The following is a 17,213-nucleotide window of genomic DNA, read 5'->3' on the forward strand; positions in this document are numbered from 1 at the left end:
CGTGTCCTCTCTAGGGGTGGGTCGCGGGGAGGGTGAAGGTCGCGACGACGGGCTTGTGGTCCGACGGGGCGCTGCCGCCGGAGAAGAACTCGACGACCTCGCTCGTACGCGTGGCGAGCGGTCCCCGCGCGAAGATCCAGTCGATCGCCTTGGCCGGCGACCCGAGCGGCGACAGCCGGGTGCCCCTGGTCGTGGTGAAAGGCATGGGCTCGACGGGATGGGTGACGGGGGAGGTGCGGCCGAGGGCGGTGAACGAGTCGAGGAAACCCGCGTTGCCCAGCGCCCACAGCGGTGCGCCGATGTCGTTGATGTCGACGGTGAACAGGCAGGGACCGTCACCGGCCAGTTCGCCGAGGGCGTCGGCGACCCGTTCGGCCTGCGGGGCGCGGCGGTTGACGCCGTCGGCGCGTTCGTCGGCGTGGCCCGGCCAGGTCAGGTGGGCCGTGGCGAAGACGAGCGGCGGCACGCCGTCGGCCGCGGGCTGGAGGCGTACCCAGAACAGGCGGGCGTCCGGGGAGAGGATGCCCACGTCCTGGGTGCCGTGATCGATCAGGCTGAACAGGTCGCGGCGCCACCAGAGATTGCTCTGCGTGCCCCAGCCGGGGAAGTCGTCGTGCACTCGGTCGTGGCCGGGCATCGCCGCGTCGAGCAGGTCCCGCGACCGGGGCTGCAACTCCTGGGTGGCGAGCAGATCCGGTGGGCGGGTGGCGAACAGGTCGGTCAGGGCCGGTTCCCGTTCGGTGAGGTGATGGGCGCCCCACAGGTTGTAGGTCATGGTCACGAAGGTGAAGGACCCGGTGAGCATGCTCGTCCTCTCTGCGTTGGGTCTGGTGCGGTGCTGCTTCAGTCGGCCCGGGTGCTGCGGGCCTCGCGGGCGGTCGGCGAGTTGTACTCGGCCAACCGGCTCCGCCCGGCGGCGTACGCGATCACCGTCAGCGAGGTGTTCACCGGCGGCGCCAGGTCGTGGTGGCCGGGAACGGGCAGACTCAGGGCGGCCGCGGCGGCGACCCGGATCGCACCGCCGTGGGTGAACAGGACGACGGTCGCGCCGTCGCCCGCGCGGTCCGCGGCCTCGGTCAGCGCCGTCCACACTCGCTCGCGTACCTCGGCGAAGGTCTCGCCGCCACCGCGGCGTACGTCGACGCCTTCCGCCGCCGCCGCGACATCCGCCGGCTGGTCGGCTGCGACGTCGGTGAAGGTCCGGCCGGTCCAGCTGCCCACGTCCACCTCGCGCAGCCGGGGGTCCACGAGCACATTCCGCGTGTACGCGTACGCGGTGTCCCGGGCTCGGGGCAGGTCGCTGGTGACCACCAGGTCGGCCTCGCCGAACCGGCGGCGCAGCTCGATCGCCGCGACCGCGGCCTGCTCGATCCCGGCCGGGGTGAGGCCGGAGTCGGCCTGGCCCTGATAACGCTCCTCGACGTTCCAATGCGACTCGCCGTGCCGGACGAGGACGAGGCGTACGCCGCTCATGCGATCACCTCCTGGGTAGCCGGGGCCGGTTCGGGGAAATGACAGGCGGCCGGGTGTTCGCCGATGCGTTCGATCAGCGCCGGTTCCTCGGTGGCGCAGAGTTCCTGTGCCTTCCAGCAGCGGGTGCGGAACCGGCAGCCGGACGGCGGGTCGACCGGGGACGGGATGTCGCCGGTGAGCAGGATCTGCTCCGGCCGGGTCGCCGCCCAGGGCCGGGCGACCGGGACGGCCGACAGCAACGCCTGCGTGTACGGGTGCACCGGGGCGGCGAAGATCTGGTCGGCCGCCCCGATCTCGACGACTTTGCCCAGGTACATCACCGCCACCTGGTCGCTGATGTGGCGTACCACCGACAGGTCGTGCGCGATGAACAGGTAGCTCAGGCCGAGGTCGGTCTGCAGGTCGACGAGCAGGTTCAGCACCTGCGCCTGCACCGACACGTCCAATGCGGACACTGCTTCGTCGCAGACCACCAGGCGCGGCCGCAACGCCAATGCGCGGGCGATGCCGACGCGCTGGCGCTGGCCGCCGGAGAACTGGTGCGGATACCGATCGGCGTGATCGGGGTTCAACCCGACTCGTTCCAGCAGATCGCGCACCTCGGTGCGCCAGCGGTCGCGGGGGACGACGCCGGGGTTGATGCGCCACGCCTCGCTGATGATCTCCTCGACCGTCAGGCGCGGGTTCAGCGACGCGTACGGGTCCTGGAAGATCATCTGGATCTGGCGGCGGATCTCGCGCAGTTCGCCGGCAGGCAAGGTCACCAGGTCGCGCCCGTCGAAACGGACTTCGCCGGAGGCCGGTCGTTCGAGCCCGATGACGGTGCGGGCGAGCGTGGTCTTGCCGGAGCCGGACTCGCCGACCAGGCCGAGGGTCTGCCCGGCGGGCAGCTCGAACGAGACCCCGGAGACGGCTTGGACGCTGCCGACGCGACGGCGCAACAGGGCCGAGCGGATCGGGAAACTCGTGTGCAGGTCATGCACCGCCAGCAGCGGGGACGCCATCACCGATCACCTCCTTCGCGTGGTGGCAGGCGGACAGATGGGTGTCTTCGGGTGCGGTGGCGGTGGCCAGTTCGGGCCGGTCGGTGCGGCAGACGTCGGTCGCGTACGCACACCGGGGGTGGAAGGCGCAGCCGCTGGGTAGCCGGGTCAGATCCGGCGGAGCGCCGGGGATGGGCACCAGCCGTTGCCGGGGGCCGTCGAGTTCCGGGATCGACGCCATCAGGCCCCGGGTGTAGGGGTGCGCCACGGTTTCGTAGACCTCGCGCAGCTTCCCGGTCTCCACGACCCGGCCGGCGTACATCAGCATGACCCGGTCCGCGACCCCGGCGACGACGCCGAGATCGTGGCTGATGAGGATCATCGCCATGCGCTGCTCGGCCTTCAGTTCGGCCAGCAACGCCATGATCTGCGCCTGCACGGTGACGTCCAAGGCGGTGGTGGGCTCGTCGGCGATGAGGACGCGGGGCCGCAACGCCAGCGCCATGGCGATCATCACGCGTTGGCGCATGCCGCCGGAGAACTGATGCGGGTAGTCGTCGACCCGCCCGGCCGCGCCCGGGATGCCGACACGGTCCATCAGCTCGATGGCCTTGCGTCGGGCGTCGGCCCGCGACGCGCCCTCGCGGCGGCGGAACAGCTCGCCGATCTGGGCGCCGACCCGGAACACCGGGTTGAGCGAACTGAGCGGGTCCTGGAAGACCATCGCCAGCTCGGTCCCGTTGAGCCGGCGATTCTCCGACGGCGTACGCGTCAGCAGATCGGTGCCGTCGTAGCGGATGCTGCCGCCGGTGATCCGGCCGGCGGGGCGGGGCACGAGCCCCATCAGCGCCTGCGCGGTGACGCTCTTGCCGCTGCCGGTCTCGCCGAGCACGGCCAGCGTCTCGCCCTCGGCGAGGTCGAAGCCGACGCGGTCCACGGCGGTGATGACACCGGCGCGCGTACGGAATTGGACGGTCAGGTCCCGCACCTGTAGCAGCGACTCCATCACAGGCTCCTCAGGCGGGGGTCGAAGCGGTCGCGCAACGCGTCGCCGAGCACGCCGAAGCTGATGACGAGCAAGGCCAGGCCGATGCCCGGGATGGTGGAGATCCACCAGGCGTTGGACAGGTAGTCGCGGCCGTGCGCGATGGTCACGCCCCAGCTCGGGGTGCTGGCCGGGCTGCCGAGCCCGAGGAATGACAGCGACGCCTCGGCGAGGATGACGTGTCCCAGTTCGACGGTGGCGACGACGAGGATGGGCGCCGCCGCCGACGGCAGGATGCTGCGAGTGATCAGATGCCAGGTACGCGCGCCCAGCGTCCGGGTCGCGTCGACGAAGTCGCGACGCTGGATGGCCAGCACCTGGCTCCGGGTGACCCGGGCGAAGGTGACCCAGTTGGAGATGGCCAGCACGATGACGACGTTGACCACGCTCGGGCCGAGGATCGCCGCGATGAACACCGCGAGCAGTAGGGACGGGAAGGTCAGCTGCACGTCGGCGAGTCGCATCAGGACGGCGTCGAGCCAGCCGCCGAAGTACCCGGCCACGACCCCGGCGGCGATGCCGGTGAGTCCGGCCAGCACCAGCGTCGCCAAGCCGACCGTGATGGACACGCGGGCGCCCTGGAGCATCTGGGCGAAGATGTCCTGGCCGACCTGATCGGTGCCGAAGATCGCCACGCTGCCGTCGGGCAACCGGGTGCCGGGCGGCTTCAGGCGTACGCCGAGGTCGGTGGCGACCGGATCGTAGTGCAGCAGGATCGGGCCGACGACGGCGGCGATCACGTACAGGGCGATGACGGTCAGGGCGCCGATGATGCGGGGCCGGCCGAGTTTGGTCCGGGCCTTGGGCGCTGCGGCCGGCTCCGGGGGCTTGGATCCCGGCTGCCGCGGCAGCGAGGCGCGGTCCGTGGTGGTTTCCATGGTCACCGTCCCAGTCGGATGCGCGGGTCGAGGTAGCCGTACAGCACGTCGACGATCAGGTTGATGAGGACGAAGCCGCCGGCGATCAGCAGGATCGCGGCCTGCACGACGTTGTAGTCACGGGCGGAGATCGAGTCGATCAGCAGCCGCCCCACGCCGGGCCAGGCGAACACGGTCTCGACGATCACCGCGCCGCCCAGCAGCTTGCCGAACTCCAGACCGGCGACGGTCACGATGGGGATCAGCGCGTTGCGGATGGCGTGCGGGAAGATGACGACCCGTTCGGACAGGCCCTTGGCCCGGGCGGTCTGGATGTAGTTCTCGTGGACCACGTCGAGCAGGCCGCTGCGGGTCAAGCGGATGAGGATCGCCACGAACGGCAGCGCGAGCGTGATGCCGGGCAGGATCATCCGGTCGAGCCCGCCCTGACCGCCGCTGGCCAGCCAGTGCAGCTGCCGGGCGAAGACGAGGATGAACACGATGCCGATCCAGAACGACGGCATCGACTGCGACAGCAGCGCGAACACCGATACCACCCGGTCGGCGAACCGGTTGACCCGCAGCGCCGCCACCACGCCGAGCGAGATGCCGAGCACCAGCCCGATGACCATCGCGACGGCGGCCAGCTGCAGGGTGGCCGGGAACCGGTCCACCACCAGGCCCATCGCGTCGCGGTGATAGCGATAGGAGTCGCCGAAGTCCAAGGTGGCCACGTCGGCGAGGTATTTGCCGTACTGCACGACGAGCGGGCGGTCGAGGCCCATCTGCTCGCGGAGCTGCGCCAGTTCGTCCTGGGTGGCGTCGGAGCCCAGGATCAGCTGGGCCGGATCGCCGGGGACCAGGCGCAGCACCAGGAAGACGACGGTGACCGCGCCCCAGAGGACGAAGACGGCGAACAGCAGGCGGCGCACCAGGTACGCCGTCATGAGGGGACCGATCGGGATCGGCCGGGGGGTGTCGACATCGCAGGCACTCCAGCTGGGGCCACGCCGGGGGTGCGTGGCATCGAGGGATTCCGGGAGTCGGGAGGGGAGCGGGCGGGCTCCAGGCAGTGGTACGCCGGCCGTCGGGCCGACCGGATCCGCGGCGCGCGTACGGCGGCTCGGCGGCGTTACATTAACGTTAATGTGACTGCCGCCCGATGCTAGGCGGCGCAACATCACTCGTCAAGAGCATGTTTCGGTGCCTTGACACTCGGCGAACATTAACGTTAACGTTCCGGCCACGACGCCGCCCAACCCCTTTTCAGGAGCGTGGCATGACCACATCGGAGCGGCCGGACACGGCCGCCGCACTTCGCGACGCGATCGTCTCGGCCGACCCCCGGCTGTCGAAGTTCAACCCGCTTCGCCGGATCCTCGTCCACGACGACTTCAACACCGGTACGCACGGCTGGACCGAGCTGCTGGGCAACTACAACGGAGTCGGCGACTTGTCCACAGTCGACGACCACATGCGCGACTTCCGCCCGCCGCAGCTGTCGAACTGCACGTTCTTCGACACCGGCACGCACGGCGCCATGAGCGGCTCGTACGCGCTCAAGCTGGCGACCCGCCCGTACACCGGGCACACCGCGACCGCCATCCGGCGGCTGACCATGAGCGGCCGTGGCCTGCTGCAGATCGAGGCGTACCTGACCTTCAAGTCGGAGGCGACGCTCGGCGGCGAGGGCCAGGACCAGTTCGGCGACGTGACCTGGGACGGCAACCTGCATCCGTCGGAGGCGCAGTTCGGCTGCTTCACCGTGGCGACCGACCTGTGCGGCGACGGCGGCCTGCGTTACCACACCGTGGCCCGCTACCTGAACACCACATTGGACAACAACCTCGCCCGGCAGTGGGTGTACCCGATCGTCCCCGAGCCCACCCCGCGCGAACACCTCGAAGGCAAGATCAAACTCGCGTACGCCGCGGACTTCACCGCGCCGAACCCGGAGGACTGGAAGCCGTTCGGCGAGCCGCAGGAGCTCTGCTACAACGAGGTGCCGACCAAGGTCAACTGGCACTACCTGCGCTGGGTGGTCGACACCTCCGCGCGGCGCAACGTCGAACTGCAGTTCAACGACCGGACCTACGACATGTCCGCGCTGCCGGTTCCGCCCTACGAGGAGCGCTACGACTCCTTGGAGAACCTGCTGAACTTCTACTTCTCGGTGCGGACCCACTCCGGCGTCCGCAACTTCCTCTTCCTGGATTCCGTACTCATCTCCACGGAGTGGTGACGCCATGCGGCAGGCATTGACAGCGGTCCTGGAACGGGACACCACGTTCACCGGCGACTTCGCCACCGAGCCCTACGAGGCCGCCTGGGCGGGTGAGGCGCGCTGGTTCGTCAACGCGCTCGGCGTGTCGTCGGGCGCCGTCGTCCGGATGGTCACCCAGATCTCACCCGACGGTCTGACCTGGTGTGACCTGGACGGAGCGGAGCACGAGATCGCCGGTCCCGGTCTGGTAACCTGGCCGGTCAGCCATTTCGGTCAATGGCTGCGGATGCGGGGGACAGTGACGGGCGACGATCCGTCCGCGACCTTGCGCATCTATCTCACGGCGAAGAGCTGAGCGACCGGCACCGGCGTACGAGCAAGAGAAAGGCACGCGGATGGCAGAGCCCCGCCGGCACACGCTGCGGGACATCGCCGCGACGTTGAACCTCTCGGTCAACACCGTCTCGCGCGCCCTTTCCGGCAAGGACGGCATCAGCGACAGCACCAGGGCGTTGGTCCAGGCGGAGGCCGAACGGGTCGGCTACGTCCCCAACGCCCTGGCGCGGTCCCTCGTCCTGGGCTCGGCCACCACCATCGGGCTGGTCATCACCAACCCGTCCAACCCGTTCTACGCCCAGCTGATCTCCACTGTCGAGGTACGCGCCCGCCGGCACGACTACTCGCTGCTGCTCGTGGTGACCGACGAGTCGGCCGACAACGAGATGCGGGCCGCCGAGTCGCTGCTGCGGTCCTCGGTCAGCGGCGCGATCGTCGTCCCGGTCCAGGTCAGCGCCGATCCCTGGCGACGGCTCGGCGCGGCGGGCGTACCCACCGTCCTGCTCAACCGAGATCTGCCCGAACTCGGCTTCCGCTTCGTCGGGACCGACAACGAGCTGGGCGGCTATCGGGCCACCGCGCACGCGGTCCTGCGTGGTGCGCGGTCGATCGTCGTGCTCGAGGAAGACCTGCCGATCACGACGATCGCGCACCGCATCGCCGGGTTCCGCCGGGCGATGACCGAAGCCGGACTGCCGATGCCGCGCGGCAGTGTCATCTCCGTCCCCACCCCCCGCTACGACCAGGCGGCCCTGCCGTGGCAGGCGGAACAGGCGTACCAGGTGGCCCGCAAGCTGCTGCGGCGTGCCAAACTGCCGGACGCCGTCATCGTCGGCAACGACTACTTCGCGCTCGGCCTTTACCGCGCGCTCGAGGAGCACGGGCTCACCGTCCCGGACGACATGATGGTGATCGGCTTCGGCGACTATCCGTTCGCCGGGTTCCTGTCACCCGCGCTGACCACCGTCCGGCTGCCCGCCGAGCAGGTCGGCACCATCGCGGTCGACCTGCTGGTCGAGGAGATCACCGGCGCGCACAGCGGACGCCCGCTCAAGCAGCTCATCGCGCCGGAGCTGGTCGAGCGGGCGTCCACCGCCCGTGCGGTCCGCGGCCTCGCGGCCCTCAGCAGCTGAAGGCGCTCAGTAGGTGAAGGCGCTCAGTAGGTGAAGGCGCTCAGTAGGTGACTGCGCTCAGTAGGTGATGAAGCCGTAGAGCGCCTTGTGATTGGACTTGGTCGAGGCCACGGTGTGCCCGATCGGCGACGACTGCACCGTCCCCCGGACGAACAAGTAGTCGATCTTGCTCGATCCGTTGGTCGCGCCCGTGCCGTAGCCGGTCATCCCGTAGCCGCTCAAGGTGCTCGCCGGAATCCCGGTGCGGTTCGCGTCGATGCCGACGATCCGGATTGTCGAGGCGTTCAGCAGCGTGGTCGCGTCCGCCCCGAGGTGAATGCCCGTACCGCCGAGGCCCGTGTCGCCGTCGCCCGCGCAGGCGTTCTGCCGGTTCTCCTGCGGCAGGTGCATCGTGGCCACGAAAACGCTGGTTCCCGTGTCCTTCAAGGTGAATCGCGCGGCGATCGCACTCGTGCGCTTCCACTTGTACGCGTACGTGCTGCCGTCGTCGGCGTTCGGCGGCTTGTAGAGCGTGCACCCGGCCCCACCGGCGTACGCCGTGCCGGGCTTCAGCCAGCCGGCGCTCCAGTACTTCGACACGTCCGTCAGAGTGAGCCGCGCCGAGTTGTAGACGATGGCGTTGGTCTGCTTCTTCTTCAGATCGCCCAGCGACTGGTCGCTGCAGTTGTGCGTGGAACCCCACGGCTCCGGGTCGTCCCAGACCACGATCGCCTTGAAGGTGCCCGCCGCGAGCCCGAACTTGGCCGACAGCTGATCGGCGTACGCGCTGGCCTGCCCGGTGCCACGGACCTGCTGCACGATCAGGACGTCGGGTGCCTTCACCCCGCTGGTGCCGGTCTGCCCGGCGTCGTCGACGAGCATCGAGGTGAGCTGGTCGGGCCCGGAGACCCGGGTGCACGACCCGTCCGCGTTGTTGACCACCAGGTTCTCGATGTTGTTGTTGTAGACCCGCAGTACGCGGTCGGCCGCGTGCGCCGGGACCGGGTAGGCGAACGTGACGGCCAGCGCGGCGGCTGCGACCGCGAGTCGGACCGGAGCAGAAGCGGACATGCGGCCATCGTGCTCTCGGTGTCTACAACGGAGCTACAGTCCGGCCACACTATGCCGGGCGCGATCTCGGGCCGGATGGTTCGCAGGCGCCGGGCGACCTCGAAGGCTCGGACGTCCCCGCCGGGGCTGCGACGGAACGGGGGCTCGGCGGGGTGTAGAGGGGGCCGGACGCGGGTAGTTTTGGCTCGTCGGACACGTCACACCGGTTCGGAGGTGGGTTCGATGCAAAGCCGCGCCAAGATCATGGGACACGCGGTTCATCCGCTTCTCATCGTGTTCCCGCTCGGACTGCTGAGCACGGCTGTCATTTTCGACATCATCTATCTGTTCAGTGATCGGCCCAGCTTCGCGCTCGCCGCGGCGTACGCGATGGCCGGGGGCATCGTCGGCGGACTGATCGCGGCGGTGTTCGGGCTGATCGACTGGACCGGCATCGAGTCCGGCACCCGGGCGAAGCGGATCGGGGCGGTCCACGGGCTCGGCAACGTCCTGGTGGTCGCCTTGTTCGCGGTGAGCTGGCTCCTGCGTACCGGCGGTGACCAGTGGCAGCCGGGTGTATTGGCAATGGTGTTCAGCTTCGCCGGACTCGCCTTGGCCGGATTCACCGGCTGGCTCGGCGGGGAACTGGTCGAGCGGCTCGGCGTCGGGGTCGACGAGGGCGCGAACGCCGACTCGCCGAGTTCCCTCTCACACATGCCGGCCGGGCACACGCCCGCCCACGTACGCCACTGATCTGTCGGTGCCCGCTGCGATGATGGGCTCATGGCGTACGACAAAGATCTGGCTGAACGCGTCCGCGAATTCGCGCAGAGTGAGCCGGGCTGGTCGGAGAAGCGGATGTTCGGCGGCCTGGCCACACTCGTGGACGGCAAGCTGGCGCTGGCCGTGAGTACGCACGGCGGCCTGCTCGTCAACGTGGCCGGTGACCAGGCCGAGGCGGCGCTCGAAGAGCCCAGGACGGAGGTCGCCGTGATGGGCGGGCGCGAGATGCGCGGCTGGGTCCGGGTGGACTCCTCAGTCTGCGCGGACGACGCCGCCCTCGAACGATGGATTCGCCGCGGACTCACCGCCGCGCGCGCCCGGAAGGCGTCGCGGCGATAGGGCGATAGGGCGCAGGACACAACCGCTTGGCGGGAGGACGATCGGATCTGGTAGCGTGCACCAGGCCGTGAGTCAACTAAGGAGGTGAGCCCCCATGAACACTGCATCCATGCGGGTGCTCCCCCAACCGTCACGGTCGGGCGACTGACATAGGTGTCGCCGGGAGCGCTTGCGATCAGGCGTCTCCGAAAGGACGAACCTATGTACCCAACACACTTCGCCCGCAATGCCGGCGAACCCACAGCGCAGATCATGCGGATCTCCGACCGACACTGGCATGCCTTGGCCGACGACGAGGTCGTGGGCCGGGGCGAAGCGTCGCCGAGACCCGACGGGCGGCTCTTCCTCAGCATCGACGCGTGGCACGACGCCGTCTTCGATCAACTCGCCCAGGCGATGCTCGCCGGGCTGCCGAAGCCGCTCTTCACGATCGTCGACGAGACCGACCACGACCTGAGAGCCCAGTGGGACCGGGCCGGCTTTTCGACCGGCCGTCGCGAATGGGAACTTCTGCTGCCCAGCGGGCCGCATCTCGCCACGCCGCCGCCGGATGTGAAGATCGTCGGCGTCGGGCGTGCGGAGCGGGACCCGCTGCGCGAGCTGGACCGGGCGATCCGAGCCGAGGTGGAGGCGAGCGCCGGCTGGCACACGATGCCGGCCGAGGTCCTGGTCCGGCTGGACGATGCGACCGTCGTGGACCCGGCGAAGTACGCGGTGGCCGCGCAGGCCGATCGCTACGTCGGACTGATCCGGCTGGCGCAGATTCCCCGGCAGCCGCGGATCGGCCTGATCGCCGTACGTGCCGACCAGCAACGGCGGGGCATCGCCCGGGCGCTGCTGGCCCACGTGCTGGATTCGCTGCACCGGGTCGGCATCCACTCCGCGAGTGCCGAGGTGGATGACCGCAATCTCGCGGCGATGGAGTTGTTCGAGAGCCTCGGGGCCACTCGGGTCGGCCGCAACCTCGAGCTGGTGTGCCGCTGACGACGACAGCTCCACCGCCCTGTACATGCCCCTGCACCACTACCGACAGGAGAGTCGATCATGCCTAGAGTCGCCAAAGGCATCGAAATGGAAGGCGTAGTCCTCGAGTGTCTGCGCAACGCGAACTTCACCGTGGAACTGAGCAACGGGCACAAGGTCCTGGCGCACATCAGCGGGAAGATCCGCAAGAACTACATCAAGATCCTGCCGTTCGACCGGGTGCTCGTCGAGCTGAGCCCGTATGACCTCAGCCGAGGCCGGATCCTGTTCCGCTACCGCAACTAGTAGCGGGCCTGATAACGGTCGTACTCGTCCTCCTCGTCTTCGTCGTCGTTGCGACGGCGGAGAACCAACCAGAGGAGCAGACCACCGACGACGACCAACGCCCCGGCGCCGCCGAAGATGAGGACGGGCAGCGAGTCCGAGTCCTCGTTTTCGGCGACCGCCGCCGCGTCGACGGTGGTCGTGGTCTGGCCGTCGGCCACAGCCGCGACCGCCTCCGTCGGCAGCGCGCCGCCTTCCGTGGGTGCCGCGCTGGGCGTACTGCTGCGCTTCGAGGACTTCGGCGTGGCCTTCGCCGAAGCCGTCGCCGATCGTGCCGCTGACGGCGAGCTGGATCCGGACGCCGTCAGTTTCAGCGTTATGGAGGCGGTGTTGTTCTTGTAAGTCGGCTCCGTGTAGCCGGGCGCCTTGATCGTCAGCGTGCTGCCGACGGTCGAGGTGGAAGAGGGGGTGGTCGGCATGACGACCTGGAACGTCAGCTCGTGACGGCCCTGCGTCACGGAGTCCAGTAGGCAGCGCGCTTTGAAGGTACCCCAGTACTTGCACGGAGATGGGTAGACCTTGATCGGTGCGCCCGCCGGGAACGCGACATCCAGTTGCACCACCGGCGGCGGTCCCGATATCGGCGCCGACGCCTCGAAGGCGATGGTCACCGCGACATCCCCACCGGACTGTCCGGAAGCGGTCGCCGGGATCGCCTTCAGGTCGACGACCTCGGCGTACGCCGGCGTGGCACCGATTCCGACACTGAGCAGGGCACCCGCTGCCACCACCGTGATGGCCTGGCGAACATTCATCTGCGCCTCTCCGCTCCAGCGACGACGGAGGCTAGCACGTTCGCGACTCGGCCGGGGGGTTCGGTGGGGGCGGAACGTTTGCGCAGATCAGGCGGCGAGCGCGTACGCCGCCCGGCAGGTGGGTCCGGCGGGAAGGCTGCTCCGCAGGTTCTCCGCGATGGCTGACGCCACGTCCACGAGGGTCGAGTCCAGTGCTCCGGCGACGGCGGCGATCATCTCGCTGGACGGTTCTTTGATGCCACGCTCCATCTCGGAGAGGTACTGGGGCGACACCCCCGCCCGTCCGGCGGTCTCGGCCAGCGTCTCCCCACGTTCTTGCCGAAGAGAACGGAGATGGTCGCCGAGTACGTGGCGCCACAAGGGCTCGCGGTCACGCCGTCCGGCCTGGCGCGGTCGAGTAGACGGCTCCCGCGCACCGTCGGGGGAGGGGTCGTACGTCAGGGATGTCTGAGCCACGTCTCATGGTAAGGCGACCGGGCCACCGACAATGCGCTTCTCCGCTCACAGCAGACAGCCGCCGTGCGGGGTCGCCGTTTTCGCTGCTGTGAGTGGATCCGCCGACGGCAGATAGTGCGGTACGCGGCCGCCGCCCGCAGGCAGGCTGGGTGCATGAGCGATGACCAGAAGCCTCCGCAGATGACCGAACGCGTGCGGCGCGAACTCTACGAACAGCGCGTCCTCGTGCTCGACGGATCACTGGACGACGACAACGGCACGTTGCTGACGACGCAGTTGATCACCTTGGCGATGGCGGATCCGGCCACCGACATCGCGCTGTGGATCCACTCGCCCGGCGGATCGGTGCCGTCGATGCTCGCGATCCGGGACGTCATGCGGCTCGTTCCGTGCGACGTGTCGACGCTGGCGCTGGGCATCGCCTACAGCGCCGGCCAGTTCCTTCTTTCGGCCGGGACGCGCGGCAAGCGGCGGGCGATGCCGCATGCCCGGGTGCTCATGCATCAGGGCTCGGCCGGCATCGCGGGGTCGGCGGTCGACGTCGAGTTGCAGGCCAACGATCTCCGGCATACGCGCGACACCGTGCTCGGGCTGATCTCCGAAGACACCGGCCAGCCCGTCGAGCGGGTGTTCGAAGACTCGCTGCACGACCGCTGGTACACCGCCCAGGAGGCGTTGGAGTACGGCTTCATCGACGCGATCGTGGAGACGTTCGACCAGGTCGCACCGCAGGGGCGCCGCCGCTACGTCGGCCTGGGCGCGTTCGAGGAAGGTGCCTCCCGATGAGCAGCTACATGATCCCCAACGTCATCGCCCAGCACCCGCGAGGCGAACGCATCATGGACGTCTACTCGCATCTGCTGACCGAGCGAATCGTCTATCTCGGCACGGCGATCGACGCGGGCGTCGCGAACGCCCTGGTGGCACAACTGCTGCACCTGGAGGCGGACAATCCTGAGCGCGAGATCCAGCTCTACATCAACTGCGAGGGCGGCGACCCCAGCGCGATGCTCGCCGTGTACGACACGATCCGCTACATCCGCCCACGGGTAGCGACGATCTGCATCGGGCAGGCGATCGCCGTCGGTGCCGTGCTGCTCGCAGCCGGCGCGCCTGGCAAACGCGCCGCGCTGCCGCATGCTCGCATCGTGCTTCACCAACCCGCGGCGCAGGGGCGTGGCGCGATCCCGGATCTGATCCTGCAGGCGGACGAGGTGGTTCGCGTCCGGGCCGACATCGAGGACATCCTCTCCCGGCACACCGGGCAGAGCCCCGCGACGCTGCGCGCCGACACCGATCACGACCGCGTGTTCACGGCCGCCGGTGCACAGCAGTACGGTCTCATCGACGTGGTGATCGAGGAACGGCAACTGGCCGCCGCCGCCTGAGGCGGGGCGGCCGGGAGATGCGATCCTCCCGGCCGCCCCAACCACGTGGGTTCAGCGCGTACCGCCCCAGGTGGGGGTGTTACCCGCGCCGGAGGACACGAGGTCGGCGAACGTGCCGGTGCTGCTGGTGCTCGACGTCCAGTCGCTGGACGACGACGCCGTCTCGTCCGGGTCCTGCTTGCCCCGCCAGCGCGAACCGCTGAACACGGCCATCAACAGGACACCGCCGAGCACCGCGATGACGCCCGAGGTCAACGGGCCCAGCAGCGACACGTCGTAGCCGAACAAGCCGTTACGGACGCGGTCGAACGCGTCGAGGCCGGTCTTCGGGGCGAACACCAGCAACGCGGTGCTGCCCAGGTAGAACAGCGAGACGACGAGCGGCCCCACCGGCGAGACACGCAGGCAGGCGATCAGGCCGACGACGACACCGACGCCCACGAACGCGGCGCCGGCGAGCGCCAGCGTGCTCGTGTGACCCGCCAGCGAGCCGCCAGCGGCTAGGTCCTTCATGACTGCCTGGCCGTACGCCACGGCCGCCCAGCCGAGCGGGGCGATCACCACCCCGGCGAGCAGACTCCACAGATGGCGCATGCGAGATACCTCCAACGCAGCCGTGTGATCTTCCGGCGTCATCCTGCCGGAGGCCGCAATTCGCGTCAACACGACAATTGCCGACGTTTACGTGTCACGCCCGTGACAGGTGGCCGTCCGCGGACGTCGGTCGCGTGACGTTACCGCGGCTAGGCGGTCCAGACGCGGTCGGCGTACGCGAGGAAGTTGCGGCCCATGACCTTGTCGATCCGTTCGTCGGAGAAGCCGCGCTGGGCCAGCAGCTCGATGAGCCGGCGGAACTGCTCGACGCCGCGCAGGTCGACGACGAACGGGTAGGTGTCGGCCCGTTCCCCGGCCGCGCCGACCCCGGCCGCTTTCCGTTGCGCGACATGCTCGGCCAGCCGCGACTGGTACGCGTCGAGGTCGTCGATCGACGTGACGGAGCCGTCGGTGCCGATGCCGACGTGGTCCTCTCCGCACACGTTCACGGCGTGCACGATGTGCTCGACGACGTCCTCGGCGCGGGCATGGCCGGTCGGGTGGACGAACGGCATGAAGTAGATCCCGACGAACCCGCCGGACTCGGCGACCAGACGCAGTTCCTCGTCCGTCTTGTTGCGGGGCAGGTCGACCAGCGCCCGGCAGCCGGTGTGGTTGATCGACACCGGCAGTTTCGCGAGGCGGATCGCGTCCAGGCAGGTGTTCTCGCCGCTGTGCGACAGGTCGACCATGATGCGGCTGTCGCACAGGGCTTCGACGGCTTCCCGCCCGAACGGGGTGAGCCCGCGGTTCTCCGGGGCCATCGCTCCGTCGCCGAGTTCGTTGGCCTGGTTGTAGGTCAGCTGGATGACGCGTACGCCGAGATCGCGGAACTGGTGGACGCGGCTGAGGTCGTAGTCGAGGGCGACGGCGTTCTGGAAGCCGTAGACGACGCCGATCCGTCCGTCTCGGTGGGCGGCGCGGATGTCGTCCGGGGTCAGCACCTTGACGAGGTCGTCCGGGTGCTCGGCGATGATCCGGTCCCAGACCTCGATCTCGCGCAGCGTGTGCGCGTACGGCTCGGCGTCGCCGATCGTGTAGCCGAGCGTGATGGTGACGGCGGTCAGGCCGGAGTCGTGCGCGTCGGCGATCGTCCGCTCGTCGATCGTCAGGTCTTCGCTGTCCTGCACCAGCTTGTGCGCGGCGGCCAGCGAATGCGGCGCGTTCGGGTTGTCGAGGATGCCGAGCGCGTTGATGATCATGCTCGTGGTCATGCGGAAACCCCCTCGTACTCGGCGCGGTCGAACCGGCGGCCCCGCTTGACCGTGCAGACGACGCGACCGAGGTTGTCGATGTCGGCGATCGGGTCGGCGGCGAGGACGACGAAGTCGGCGAGCTTGCCCGCCTCGACGGTGCCCATGACGTCGGCCGCGCCGAGGCTCGCCGCGCCGATCGCGGTGGCGCTGCGGATCACGTCGGCCGCCGGGATCCCGCACCGCTTCACCAGGTACGCCAATTCGCTGTGCAGGGCCGGAAGGGGCTGCGACGGTTCGGTCTCGTAGTCCGTCCCGGTGCTGATCGGCACCCCGGCCCGGAAGGCGTCGCCGGTCAGCCTGGCGGACAGCCGGTCGTTGGCCAGCGCCCGCTCCTTGCCCTCGGTGTCCTCGGCCTGATCGGCCAGCCACAGCCACATCCCGGCGGTCGCGTCGAGGATCGTGCCGCGTTCGCGCATCGTCGCGTACAGGGCGTCGAGGCGCGGGTCGCCGTCGCGGGCCAGCCGGTCGAGGTCGAGCACCGGCTTGGTCTTGTACGACGACAGCGGCTCGTCGGCGGTCTGCTGCGCCAGCAGCGTCACATGGGAGACGGCGTCGACGCCGGCCGCCACGACCTCGGCCGGGCTCGCCGGGAACACGGCGGCGTGCGCCCACACCATGATCCCTTGGCGGCGCGCCTCGGCGACGATGGCCGCCACGGTGTGACCCGGCAGGTCCGCGTACACCTTGATGGCGGTGGCGTGCGTGCCGCGCGCCATCGCGACGGCGAGCGGGAGGTCGGTGCCGTCGTCGATCGCCTGCATCCACGGGACGTGGCCGGGGGTCTCGCCCTGGGAGACCTGCCAGGTCCGCGGGTCGTCGAAGAAGCCGGGACCGGCCATGAGCGCCGCGTAGTGGATGTCCGGCCCGGCGATCTCGCCGACGCGGGTCGCGCGGGCCAGGTCGCCCACCTGCCGCAGGTCGTCGGCCATGTCCCGGATCGCGGTGATGCCGCTGTAGAGCTGGCGGCGCAGGGCCGCCTCGGCGACCGGCCGGTTGGGCGGGGTCGCGATGTGCTGATGCGAGTCGATGAGACCGGGCACCACGAACCGGCCCGCCAGGTCGACGACCTGTGCGCCCTCCGGCGTCTCGACCTGCTCGTCCAGGCCGACCCGCGTGATCGTCTCGCCGTCGACGACCACGGTGGTACGCGGGCGCGGGGCGTTCTCGGTGCCGTCGATCAGCGTGGCGCCGCGATAGACGGTCACCGAACCGGTGGCCGGTGGGGCGTACGGGGTCGGCGCTGGCTCGTCCATC

At 69.6% G+C, this 17,213-nt stretch carries 21 protein-coding genes; 9 read left to right on the plus strand and 12 right to left on the minus strand.

The window, feature by feature from the left end; all coding sequences use genetic code 11:
- Positions 1-10 precede the first annotated feature (10 nt).
- From AB0M47_RS12780 to nikB, 6 genes are read right to left on the minus strand one after another with little or no spacing between them, the layout of a single operon-like run.
- Positions 11-805: an endonuclease/exonuclease/phosphatase family protein gene (locus AB0M47_RS12780; RefSeq protein ID WP_363412300.1), complete on the minus strand. Its 795-nt coding sequence runs from the start codon at positions 803-805 to the stop codon at positions 11-13.
- A gap of 38 nt (positions 806-843) precedes the next feature.
- On the minus strand, positions 844-1,473 hold the full coding sequence (locus AB0M47_RS12785; RefSeq protein WP_363412302.1) for a histidine phosphatase family protein: 630 nt from the start codon (positions 1,471-1,473) through the stop codon (positions 844-846).
- A complete protein-coding gene (locus AB0M47_RS12790) occupies positions 1,470-2,477 on the minus strand; it encodes a dipeptide ABC transporter ATP-binding protein (protein WP_253763951.1) in 1,008 nt (335 codons plus the stop codon). Before AB0M47_RS12790 ends, AB0M47_RS12785 begins: the two co-directional genes overlap by 4 nt.
- Entirely contained in the window at positions 2,449-3,462 is a 1,014-nt protein-coding gene (locus AB0M47_RS12795) for an ABC transporter ATP-binding protein (protein ID WP_363412304.1), read from the minus strand. The genes AB0M47_RS12790 and AB0M47_RS12795 overlap by 29 nt, the downstream gene beginning before the upstream one ends.
- Positions 3,462-4,379 carry an ABC transporter permease gene (locus AB0M47_RS12800; RefSeq protein ID WP_363412306.1) on the minus strand — a complete coding sequence of 306 codons (918 nt, stop codon included), beginning with the start codon at positions 4,377-4,379 and terminating at the stop codon, positions 3,462-3,464. Before AB0M47_RS12800 ends, AB0M47_RS12795 begins: the two co-directional genes overlap by 1 nt.
- 2 nt (positions 4,380-4,381) lie before the next feature.
- Positions 4,382-5,305, minus strand: coding sequence for a nickel ABC transporter permease (gene nikB / locus AB0M47_RS12805; protein WP_363412308.1), 924 nt, complete (start codon positions 5,303-5,305; stop codon positions 4,382-4,384).
- Between the two features lie 332 nt (positions 5,306-5,637).
- On the opposite strand from nikB, the gene AB0M47_RS12810 reads away from it, so the two are divergent.
- The 3 genes from AB0M47_RS12810 to AB0M47_RS12820 are packed head-to-tail and all read left to right on the plus strand — an operon-like array spanning position 5,638 to position 8,051.
- Positions 5,638-6,600, plus strand: a complete 963-nt coding sequence (locus AB0M47_RS12810) for a DUF6772 family protein (protein ID WP_363412310.1) — start codon at positions 5,638-5,640, stop codon at positions 6,598-6,600.
- 4 nt (positions 6,601-6,604) lie between these two features.
- Positions 6,605-6,937: a hypothetical protein gene (locus tag AB0M47_RS12815; RefSeq protein WP_363412312.1), complete on the plus strand. Its 333-nt coding sequence runs from the start codon at positions 6,605-6,607 to the stop codon at positions 6,935-6,937.
- Positions 6,938-6,977: 40 nt separating this feature from the next.
- Positions 6,978-8,051 carry a LacI family DNA-binding transcriptional regulator gene (locus tag AB0M47_RS12820; protein WP_363412314.1) on the plus strand — a complete coding sequence of 358 codons (1,074 nt, stop codon included), beginning with the start codon at positions 6,978-6,980 and terminating at the stop codon, positions 8,049-8,051.
- Between the two features lie 57 nt (positions 8,052-8,108).
- Here AB0M47_RS12820 and AB0M47_RS12825 read toward each other — a convergent pair whose 3' ends face one another.
- Positions 8,109-9,101, minus strand: a complete 993-nt coding sequence (locus AB0M47_RS12825) for a hypothetical protein (RefSeq protein ID WP_363412315.1) — start codon at positions 9,099-9,101, stop codon at positions 8,109-8,111.
- Between the two features lie 222 nt (positions 9,102-9,323).
- Between AB0M47_RS12825 and AB0M47_RS12830 the strand changes: the two genes are divergently transcribed.
- The 4 genes from AB0M47_RS12830 (at position 9,324) to infA (ending at position 11,471) form a co-directional block, all read left to right on the plus strand.
- The gene (locus AB0M47_RS12830; RefSeq protein WP_253763136.1) at positions 9,324-9,833 is read left to right on the plus strand and encodes a DUF2231 domain-containing protein; all 510 of its coding nucleotides are present in this window, start codon (positions 9,324-9,326) and stop codon (positions 9,831-9,833) included.
- A 30-nt stretch (positions 9,834-9,863) separates the two neighbouring features.
- Positions 9,864-10,202 (plus strand): TfoX/Sxy family protein, encoded by a 339-nt coding sequence (locus AB0M47_RS12835; RefSeq protein WP_363412317.1) that lies wholly within the window; start codon positions 9,864-9,866, stop codon positions 10,200-10,202.
- A gap of 201 nt (positions 10,203-10,403) precedes the next feature.
- Positions 10,404-11,186, plus strand: coding sequence for a GNAT family N-acetyltransferase (locus AB0M47_RS12840; RefSeq protein ID WP_363412319.1), 783 nt, complete (start codon positions 10,404-10,406; stop codon positions 11,184-11,186).
- 60 nt (positions 11,187-11,246) lie between these two features.
- Entirely contained in the window at positions 11,247-11,471 is a 225-nt protein-coding gene (gene infA / locus AB0M47_RS12845; RefSeq protein ID WP_253763139.1) for a translation initiation factor IF-1, read from the plus strand.
- Here the strand turns inward: infA and AB0M47_RS12850 are convergent.
- Together AB0M47_RS12850 and AB0M47_RS12855 are read right to left on the minus strand one after the other, a co-directional pair.
- Complete coding sequence (locus tag AB0M47_RS12850) at positions 11,468-12,265, minus strand: hypothetical protein (protein ID WP_363412321.1); 798 nt, start codon at positions 12,263-12,265, stop codon at positions 11,468-11,470. The genes infA and AB0M47_RS12850 overlap by 4 nt on opposite strands.
- Positions 12,266-12,352: 87 nt before the next feature.
- A complete protein-coding gene (locus AB0M47_RS12855; RefSeq protein ID WP_363412323.1) occupies positions 12,353-12,721 on the minus strand; it encodes a helix-turn-helix transcriptional regulator in 369 nt (122 codons plus the stop codon).
- 153 nt (positions 12,722-12,874) lie between these two features.
- Between AB0M47_RS12855 and AB0M47_RS12860 the strand changes: the two genes are divergently transcribed.
- Both AB0M47_RS12860 and AB0M47_RS12865 read left to right on the plus strand, forming a co-directional pair.
- A complete protein-coding gene (locus AB0M47_RS12860) occupies positions 12,875-13,507 on the plus strand; it encodes an ATP-dependent Clp protease proteolytic subunit (protein ID WP_363412325.1) in 633 nt (210 codons plus the stop codon).
- On the plus strand, positions 13,504-14,109 hold the full coding sequence (locus AB0M47_RS12865) for an ATP-dependent Clp protease proteolytic subunit (RefSeq protein WP_363412327.1): 606 nt from the start codon (positions 13,504-13,506) through the stop codon (positions 14,107-14,109). Before AB0M47_RS12860 ends, AB0M47_RS12865 begins: the two co-directional genes overlap by 4 nt.
- Before the next feature lie 51 nt (positions 14,110-14,160).
- Here the strand turns inward: AB0M47_RS12865 and AB0M47_RS12870 are convergent, their stop codons facing one another.
- The 3 genes from AB0M47_RS12870 to AB0M47_RS12880 all read right to left on the minus strand — a co-directional run bounded on the left by AB0M47_RS12870 (position 14,161) and on the right by AB0M47_RS12880 (position 17,212).
- Entirely contained in the window at positions 14,161-14,703 is a 543-nt protein-coding gene (locus AB0M47_RS12870; protein ID WP_363412329.1) for a hypothetical protein, read from the minus strand.
- A gap of 149 nt (positions 14,704-14,852) precedes the next feature.
- On the minus strand, positions 14,853-15,917 hold the full coding sequence (locus AB0M47_RS12875; RefSeq protein WP_363412331.1) for a membrane dipeptidase: 1,065 nt from the start codon (positions 15,915-15,917) through the stop codon (positions 14,853-14,855).
- Positions 15,914-17,212: an amidohydrolase family protein gene (locus AB0M47_RS12880; RefSeq protein WP_363412333.1), complete on the minus strand. Its 1,299-nt coding sequence runs from the start codon at positions 17,210-17,212 to the stop codon at positions 15,914-15,916. Before AB0M47_RS12880 ends, AB0M47_RS12875 begins: the two co-directional genes overlap by 4 nt.
- Position 17,213 lies beyond the last annotated feature (1 nt).

This window comes from Hamadaea sp. NPDC051192, from assembly GCF_040682475.1.
Classification (GTDB): Bacteria; Actinomycetota; Actinomycetes; order Mycobacteriales; family Micromonosporaceae; genus Hamadaea; species Hamadaea flava.

Excerpts from the sequence above, each read along its gene's own strand:
- AB0M47_RS12825 (WP_363412315.1), bottom strand. The coding sequence starts at position 9,101 with ATGTCCGCTTCTGCTCCGGTCCGACTCGCGGTCGCAGCCGCCGCGCTG.
- AB0M47_RS12850 (WP_363412321.1), bottom strand. The coding sequence starts at position 12,265 with ATGAATGTTCGCCAGGCCATCACGGTGGTGGCAGCGGGTGCCCTGCTC.
- AB0M47_RS12830 (WP_253763136.1), top strand. The coding sequence starts at position 9,324 with ATGCAAAGCCGCGCCAAGATCATGGGACACGCGGTTCATCCGCTTCTC.
- AB0M47_RS12860 (WP_363412325.1), top strand. The coding sequence starts at position 12,875 with ATGAGCGATGACCAGAAGCCTCCGCAGATGACCGAACGCGTGCGGCGC.
- AB0M47_RS12840 (WP_363412319.1), top strand. The coding sequence starts at position 10,404 with ATGTACCCAACACACTTCGCCCGCAATGCCGGCGAACCCACAGCGCAG.
- AB0M47_RS12880 (WP_363412333.1), bottom strand. The coding sequence starts at position 17,212 with ATGGACGAGCCAGCGCCGACCCCGTACGCCCCACCGGCCACCGGTTCG.
- AB0M47_RS12865 (WP_363412327.1), top strand. The coding sequence starts at position 13,504 with ATGAGCAGCTACATGATCCCCAACGTCATCGCCCAGCACCCGCGAGGC.
- AB0M47_RS12815 (WP_363412312.1), top strand. The coding sequence starts at position 6,605 with ATGCGGCAGGCATTGACAGCGGTCCTGGAACGGGACACCACGTTCACC.
- AB0M47_RS12780 (WP_363412300.1), bottom strand. The coding sequence starts at position 805 with ATGCTCACCGGGTCCTTCACCTTCGTGACCATGACCTACAACCTGTGG.
- AB0M47_RS12875 (WP_363412331.1), bottom strand. The coding sequence starts at position 15,917 with ATGACCACGAGCATGATCATCAACGCGCTCGGCATCCTCGACAACCCG.
- AB0M47_RS12790 (WP_253763951.1), bottom strand. The coding sequence starts at position 2,477 with ATGGCGTCCCCGCTGCTGGCGGTGCATGACCTGCACACGAGTTTCCCG.
- AB0M47_RS12810 (WP_363412310.1), top strand. The coding sequence starts at position 5,638 with ATGACCACATCGGAGCGGCCGGACACGGCCGCCGCACTTCGCGACGCG.
- AB0M47_RS12785 (WP_363412302.1), bottom strand. The coding sequence starts at position 1,473 with ATGAGCGGCGTACGCCTCGTCCTCGTCCGGCACGGCGAGTCGCATTGG.
- nikB (WP_363412308.1), bottom strand. The coding sequence starts at position 5,305 with ATGACGGCGTACCTGGTGCGCCGCCTGCTGTTCGCCGTCTTCGTCCTC.
- AB0M47_RS12870 (WP_363412329.1), bottom strand. The coding sequence starts at position 14,703 with ATGCGCCATCTGTGGAGTCTGCTCGCCGGGGTGGTGATCGCCCCGCTC.
- AB0M47_RS12800 (WP_363412306.1), bottom strand. The coding sequence starts at position 4,379 with ATGGAAACCACCACGGACCGCGCCTCGCTGCCGCGGCAGCCGGGATCC.
- infA (WP_253763139.1), top strand. The coding sequence starts at position 11,247 with ATGCCTAGAGTCGCCAAAGGCATCGAAATGGAAGGCGTAGTCCTCGAG.
- AB0M47_RS12835 (WP_363412317.1), top strand. The coding sequence starts at position 9,864 with ATGGCGTACGACAAAGATCTGGCTGAACGCGTCCGCGAATTCGCGCAG.
- AB0M47_RS12795 (WP_363412304.1), bottom strand. The coding sequence starts at position 3,462 with ATGGAGTCGCTGCTACAGGTGCGGGACCTGACCGTCCAATTCCGTACG.
- AB0M47_RS12820 (WP_363412314.1), top strand. The coding sequence starts at position 6,978 with ATGGCAGAGCCCCGCCGGCACACGCTGCGGGACATCGCCGCGACGTTG.